At 55.6% G+C, this 6454-nt stretch carries 5 protein-coding genes; all 5 read left to right on the top strand.

The window, feature by feature from the left end; translation table 11 throughout:
• Positions 1-257: 257 nt before the first annotated feature.
• Genes J1785_RS04570 through astE form a run of 5 tightly spaced genes read left to right on the top strand, consistent with a single transcriptional unit; the run spans position 258 to position 6410 of the window.
• Positions 258-1478: an aspartate aminotransferase family protein gene (locus tag J1785_RS04570; RefSeq protein ID WP_129991899.1), complete on the top strand. Its 1221-nt coding sequence runs from the start codon at positions 258-260 to the stop codon at positions 1476-1478.
• A gap of 28 nt (positions 1479-1506) precedes the next feature.
• On the top strand, positions 1507-2580 hold the full coding sequence (gene astA / locus J1785_RS04565; protein ID WP_129991898.1) for an arginine N-succinyltransferase: 1074 nt from the start codon (positions 1507-1509) through the stop codon (positions 2578-2580).
• Positions 2577-4055, top strand: coding sequence for a succinylglutamate-semialdehyde dehydrogenase (astD, locus tag J1785_RS04560; RefSeq protein ID WP_129952626.1), 1479 nt, complete (start codon positions 2577-2579; stop codon positions 4053-4055). Before astA ends, astD begins: the two co-directional genes overlap by 4 nt.
• 10 nt (positions 4056-4065) lie before the next feature.
• Entirely contained in the window at positions 4066-5409 is a 1344-nt protein-coding gene (gene astB / locus J1785_RS04555; RefSeq protein ID WP_217218910.1) for an N-succinylarginine dihydrolase, read from the top strand.
• A 20-nt stretch (positions 5410-5429) separates the two neighbouring features.
• Positions 5430-6410 (top strand): succinylglutamate desuccinylase, encoded by a 981-nt coding sequence (astE, locus tag J1785_RS04550; RefSeq protein WP_217218909.1) that lies wholly within the window; start codon positions 5430-5432, stop codon positions 6408-6410.
• Positions 6411-6454: the final 44 nt, after the last annotated feature.

The raw sequence follows: 6454 nt of genomic DNA, 5'->3' as shown, positions 1-6454 counted from the left end.
ATGGCAGGTATTAAGTGGTTGTTTTTTCTAGCCCTCACTTTTTTTATTCACTTTTTTCCTTTGCTGGCATGAAGAGTGCAATCTATGATGAGACTGAGTGAGATTATTTATTAACTTTTAAATAACAAATTAATAACTGTCATTTCTCGCCAGCGTGATTGCCCGCTAAATGTGCAAAAACATCGGAACCCGGTGCATTTCCCGTCTGTATGGGGGACGGGCGCGTGCACCCTGAAATCAGCTTATAAGAGGTTTATATGGAACACCAACAGCAGCCGCAAAACGTCAGCCGCCAGAACTTTGATGACTGGATGGTACCGGTTTATGCGCCGGCGGCATTTATTCCTGTGCGCGGCGAAGGATCCTGGCTGTGGGATCAGGCGGGCAAAGATTATGTCGATTTCGCCGGCGGCATTGCGGTGAATGCACTCGGACATGCGCACCCTGAAATTCGTAAAACCCTGCATGAGCAGGCGGATAAAGTCTGGCACCTGGGCAACGGTTACACCAATGAACCGGTGCTGCGGCTGGCAAAGCAACTGATCGACGCCACTTTTGCGGACAAAGTATTTTTCTGTAACTCCGGCGCAGAAGCCAACGAAGCGGCGCTGAAACTGGCCAGGCTTTACGGCAATAAAACCGGCGGTGAAAAAAACGAAATTATCGCCTTCAAAAACGCATTCCATGGCCGCACGCTCTTTACCGTCACTACCGGCGGTCAGCCGAAATATTCTGAAGATTTTGCCCCCTTGCCAGAGGCCATTACCCATCTGCCGTTTAACGATCTGGCAGCGGTGGCCAGCCAGATCTCTTCCCGCACCTGTGCGGTGATCGTTGAACCGATCCAGGGGGAAGGTGGCGTGGTGCCGGCAGAGGCGGAATTTCTGCAAGGCCTGCGTGAGTTGTGTGACAAACATCAGGCAGTGCTGATTTTCGATGAAGTGCAGACCGGCGTCGGGCGCACCGGCGAATTGTATGCCTATCAGCATTATGGTGTCGTGCCGGATATTCTGACCAGTGCCAAAGCGCTGGGTGGCGGTTTCCCGATTGGTGCGATGCTGACCACTGACCGTTATGCCGCGTTATTCCAGCCGGGTACGCACGGCACCACTTACGGCGGTAACCCGCTGGCAACGGCGGTGGCGGGAAAAGTCTTTGCGCTGATTAACACGCCGGAGGTGTTGTCAGGTGTGCAAAAGCGTCATCAGTGGTTTGCCGATGGCCTTAAGCGCATCAACGATCGTTATCGGGTGTTCAGTGAGGTGCGCGGGCAGGGGCTGCTGTTAGGTGCAGTGATGAGCGAACGGTATAAAGATCAGGCCAAACAGCTCAATACGCTGGCGGCCGAAGAAGGACTGATCGCCCTGATTGCCGGGCCTAACGTACTGCGTTTTGCGCCATCACTGATTATTCCGGGTGCGGATATTGAAGAAGGGCTGAACCGGCTTGAGCGTGCCGTTGCGCGCCTGTGCGTGTGATTGTTTGGGATAAATGAGGTAAAACATCATGATGTTGATTCGACCTGTGCGGCCCGGCGATCTCGCCGACATCCTGCAGTTGTCAGGCAAAACCGGCATCGGTTTAACGTCTTTGCCCAAGGATGAAGCGCATTTACGCGGGCGCATTGAGCGCTCAGTGGCGACCTGGGAAGGTCGCCTGGATAAAGCCGAGCAAGGTTATCTGTTCGTACTCGAAGACACTGAACAGAAAAAAGTGGTGGGCGTCAGTGCCATCGAAGTGGCGGTCGGGCTCAGTGAACCGTGGTACAACTTTCGCCTTGGCACGCTGGTGCATGCCTCCAAAAGCCTGAACATTTATAAACCGGTGCCGACGCTTTTTCTCAGTAATGATCACACCGGTTATACCGAACTTTGTACGTTGTTTCTCGACCCGGACTACCGCCACGGCAAAAACGGACAATTGTTATCGAAAGTCCGTTTTTTGTTCCTGGCGGCATTTCGTGAGCACTTCTCCCGCAAGGTGATTGCGGAGATGCGCGGTATGTCTGACGACAACGGTCATTCACCGTTCTGGGACAGCGTCGGACGGCATTTTTTTGGTATGGAATTCGCCGAAGCCGACCGTCTGACCGGTATGGGACAAAAATCCTTTATTGCCGAACTGATGCCAAAGCATCCTTTATATACCGAGTTGCTCAGTCACGAGGCGCGTGAGGTGATCGGCGAAGTGCATCCGCAAACCGCCCCGGCGCGTGCTGTGCTTGAAGGTGAAGGGCTTCGTTACGAAGGGTATGTGGATATTTTTGATGCCGGCCCGACGCTCGAAGGTGAAATCGATCAGTTACGCGCGGTAAAGGAAAGTTGTCTGCTGCCTGTCCGGCTGGCGGAACATCGCAGCGGGCGGGACGAGCCGCTGTATCTGGTCGCCAATGAGCAATATCAGAATTTCCGTGCCTTACTGGTGCCGGGCGGCGACTCGCCGCATTCTCTGACGCTTAATGGCCGCGAAGCTGACCTGCTCAGTCTGCGCGAGGGCGATACCCTGCGTGCCGTGGCGCTTTTCCCGGGTGATACCCCGGCTCCTGCAACCCAGTTTCTCAAAAAGGAAAGTCTCGCATGATGCAACCTGCACTTTTTATTCAGGGCCAGTGGCGCAGCGGACAAGGCGCGCAACTGAACAAAACTAATCCGGCCGATAATACATTGCTGTGGTCGGCGCTGAGCGCCAGTGCTGAAGATGTCGGGGCCGCCTGTACAGCCGCACGCACGGCATTCCCTGCATGGGCACGTAAAACCGTGACCCAACGTGCTGAGGTGATTAAGCGTTTCGCGGATTTACTGACGGAACACAAAACCCGGCTGGCGGAAATCATCAGTCAGGAAACCAGCAAACCGCGCTGGGAAACGCTGACAGAGATTCAGGCCATGATCGGCAAGGTCGCCATTTCACTGGAAGCCTGTCAGCAACGCACTGGCGAAAAACACACCGCAATGCCCGACGGTGAAGCCGTGCTGCGCCACCGTCCCCATGGCGTGCTGGCCGTTTTTGGTCCGTACAATTTCCCCGGCCATCTGCCGAACGGCCATATCGTTCCGGCTTTGCTGGCGGGGAATACGCTGGTGTTTAAACCGAGCGAACTGACGCCCAAAACCGCCGAAGAAACGGTGAAATTGTGGGAGCAAGCCGGATTGCCGGAAGGCGTTCTGAATCTGGTACAAGGCGGTCGCAGCACCGGTGAGGCGCTGGCAGCCTGCGATAATATCGACGGCCTGCTGTTTACCGGCAGCGCAGGTACCGGCTATCAGTTACACCGTCAGCTCGCCGGTCAGCCTGAAAAAATTCTGGCACTGGAAATGGGCGGCAATAATGCGCTGATTGTCGAGCCGGTAGAGGATATTGATGCAGCGGTTAATCTGACTATTCAGTCAGCATTTATTTCTGCCGGACAGCGTTGTACCTGTGCCCGCCGTCTGCTGGTGAAAGAGGGAGCGGCGGGTGATGCATTTATTGCGCGTTTGCTTGATGTCACCATGCAACTGCGGGTCGGGGGATGGGATGACACGCCGCAGCCGTTTATGGGGGGTGTGATTTCTGACGTTGCAGCACGCAATATGCTGAAAGCGCAGGACGGGCTGCTGGCGCTGGGCGGAAAGCCGCTGCTGTTGCTGACACGCCCGGACCCGCTGAATACGGTCCTGACGCCGGGCATTATCGATCTGACCGGCGTGGCCGGTATTCCTGATGAAGAATATTTCGGCCCGTTGCTGAGCATTTACCGTTACAGCGATTTTGATAATGCCATCGCCCTCGCCAACCGGACGCGTTTCGGGCTCGCCACCGGGCTTATCTCTGCTGATCGTGATCAGTTTGAGCAGCTATTGTTAGAAGCCAGGGCGGGCATTGTGAACTGGAATAAACCGCTGACCGGTGCATCAAGCAATGCGCCTTTTGGGGGGATCGGCGCTTCGGGTAACCATCGTCCCAGCGCATATTATGCGGCGGATTATTGTGCCTGGCCGATGGCCTCGCTGGAAACGGACAAACTGGAACTCCCTGCGACGCTGTCGCCAGGTATTGATTTCCGTACAATCTGAGGAGACAGGAATGTCTGGATGTGAAGCAAATTTTGACGGATTAGTTGGCCCGACGCACCATTACGCCGGGTTGTCGTTTGGCAATGAAGCCTCGACTAAAAACCAGGATACGGTGGCGAATCCGCGTCTGGCGGCAAAACAGGGCTTGCTGAAAATGAAAGCGCTGGCTGACCTGGGTTTTGCGCAGGGCATTTTGCCACCCCACGAACGTCCGCATCTGAGCACGTTGCGAAAAATGGGCTTTGGTGGCAGCGATCGGGAGGTGCTGGCCAAAGCGCAGGCTTATTCGCCGCGTTTGCTGTCGTCACTGAGTTCGGCGTCTTCCATGTGGGTAGCCAATGCGGCCACGGTGTCGCCTTCAGCCGACAGCGCGGACGGGCGTGTGCATTTCACGGTCGCCAACCTGAACAATAAATTCCACCGGGCCATTGAGGCAGAAACCACGTCTGCCATTTTGCGCGCGACCTTTCATGCCGATAAATATTTTGCTCATCATGATGCGCTGCCGCAGGTGGCTGCGCTGGGGGATGAGGGCGCGGCGAATCACAACCGGTTATGTGGTGCGTACGATAAACCTGGGGTGCAGGTGTTTGTTTACGGACGTGACGGGCTGGCGACCGGCGGGAACGAACCGGTGCGTTATCCGGCACGCCAGACCCGTTTAGCCAGTGACGCCGTGGCGCGTTTACATCAGCTTGATGAAAAACGCACGGTGTTTATTCAGCAAAATCCGCAAGCCATCGACAGCGGCGTTTTCCATAATGACGTCATTTCTGTCAGTAACGGTAACGTGCTTTTCCATCACGAGCAGGCGTTTGTCAATTCAGGCAAAGCGCTGGAGGAAATCCGCCGCAAAATGGCGGCGCTTGAGCTGGATTTCTGCCCGGTTGAAGTGCCGCAGTCGAAAGTATCTCTCGACGATGCGGTCGCGACCTATCTGTTTAACAGCCAGTTACTGACCAAATCCGACGGCAAAATGCTGCTGGTGGTGCCGGAAGAATCCCGCCAGCACACCGGCGTCTGGGCGTATCTTTCTGCACTGAAAGACAGCGGTGGTCCGGTCGATCAGCTTGAAGTGTTTGATCTGCGCGAAAGCATGCGCAACGGCGGTGGTCCGGCGTGTCTGCGTCTGCGTGTGGCGCTCAACCGCAACGAACTTAATGCCATCAATGTGGCTTCGCTGATGAACGACAACCAGTTCACGCGGCTTAATACCTGGGTGGATACGCATTATCGTGACCGGATGCAGGCTAAAGATCTGGCTGATCCGCAGCTTCTGACCGAAGTGCGCACTGCGCTCGACGAGCTGACGACTATTCTCGGGCTGGGTGCGATTTATCCGTTCCAGCGCTGAGCCATCACAGGAGTGAAGGTATGTTTGATTTACTGGCGACGACGCTGTCCGGCGACGCGGTGACTGAACCTGCAGGACAAACCGAAACGCTGGACTGGCAATGGCGCGGCGAAGGCATTCTTGAGCTTTCACCGCGTCAGCCCTGTCAGGCGGCGGTGGTGATTTCTGCCGGTATTCACGGTAATGAAACTGCGCCTGTTGAACTGCTTAATCAACTGGTCAGCGAACTGCTGTCAGGTGAAAGGTTGTTGCGGGTCCGGTTGCTGGTATTACTGGGCAATCCGCCGTCAATGCGTATCAATAAGCGGTTTACCGGTGCCGATATGAACCGTATGTTTGGCGGACGTCACGCGCGTTATACACCTGATAATGAAACCCGCCGGGCGCAGGAACTTGAACAGGTGATGGCATTGTTTTATCGCAGCGCCACCGCCGCAGGGACAACTGAGCGATTCCACTATGATTTGCACACGGCGATCCGTGGTTCAAAGCATGTGCGTTTCGGGTTATTGCCGTTACAGACGCGAGCGAAAAGCGCAGCGATGCTTGCGTGGCTCGACGCCGCCGGGCTGGATGCGCTGGTGCATCATCGTTCGCCCGGAGGAACATTCACGCACTTTAGCAGCGAGGTTTTTCAGGCCGACAGTTGCACGCTGGAACTGGGCAAAGCGCTGCCGTTTGGCAGTAACGACCACACGCAGTTCACCGGTATCCGCCGTGCGCTGGAAGCGCTGGTCAGCGGCGAACCGTTGCCCGCACGCGAAGCTGCCGCGCCGCTGGTGCATTACCGCGTGGTGCAGGATGTGATCCGCTCACAGGACGATTTTCAGCTGTTTATCCCGGCTGATGCGTTGAATTTTACGGCGTTCAGGCAGGGTTTTGTGATCGCAAAAGAAAGCGGCAAAACTTACAAGGTGGAAGCAGAGGAAGAAGTCGTGCTGTTCCCGAACCCGAACGTTGCGCTGGGGTTAAGGGCAGGGCTGATGCTGGTGAAAATGTGATGAGTAAAAGCAATGTAGTTGCCATTAAAACCCCACCCCAACCC

The organism is Rahnella perminowiae (genome assembly GCF_019049755.1).
GTDB lineage: Bacteria > Pseudomonadota > Gammaproteobacteria > Enterobacterales > Enterobacteriaceae > Rahnella > Rahnella perminowiae.
This window is presented reverse-complemented; position numbering and strand designations above follow the sequence as displayed.

Excerpts from the sequence above, each read along its gene's own strand:
- astB (WP_217218910.1), top strand. The coding sequence starts at position 4,066 with ATGTCTGGATGTGAAGCAAATTTTGACGGATTAGTTGGCCCGACGCAC.
- astE (WP_217218909.1), top strand. The coding sequence starts at position 5,430 with ATGTTTGATTTACTGGCGACGACGCTGTCCGGCGACGCGGTGACTGAA.
- astA (WP_129991898.1), top strand. The coding sequence starts at position 1,507 with ATGATGTTGATTCGACCTGTGCGGCCCGGCGATCTCGCCGACATCCTG.
- J1785_RS04570 (WP_129991899.1), top strand. The coding sequence starts at position 258 with ATGGAACACCAACAGCAGCCGCAAAACGTCAGCCGCCAGAACTTTGAT.
- astD (WP_129952626.1), top strand. The coding sequence starts at position 2,577 with ATGATGCAACCTGCACTTTTTATTCAGGGCCAGTGGCGCAGCGGACAA.